The 282-nt window shown below is 72.3% G+C and carries 1 protein-coding gene; it reads right to left on the reverse strand.

The annotated features are described in order from the left end of the window. A partial coding sequence (locus SB717_RS35170; RefSeq protein WP_410907533.1) for a cytochrome b N-terminal domain-containing protein occupies window positions 1–282 on the reverse strand: 282 nt, incomplete at both ends.

Genomic DNA, 282 nt, shown 5'->3' on the forward strand with positions numbered 1-282 from the left:
TGGTGACGGTCGCCGCAACGAGAAGGATGCCGCCGGTCGCGAGCGCGAGGAGGCCCCCGGCCCGCACGGCCAGGTTCGGCCAGACGGGCACACCGACGATGCGGTCCTCCGAACGCCCTGGACCGGCGAACTGCGCCGGCTTCGCGAGGTACGCGCGCCGCGCGCGAGCGGCGATCAGGATGACCAGGAGCGCTGGGACGACGGCCACGTGGATCGGGTACAGGTTCTCGATGATCCGTCCGGGGAACTCGCCGCCGAACAGCAGCGCCGACAGCCAGGTGC

Origin of the sequence: Priestia sp. SIMBA_032 (assembly GCF_046535215.1) — a bacterium.
GTDB lineage: Bacteria > Bacillota > Bacilli > Bacillales > Bacillaceae_H > Priestia > Priestia aryabhattai.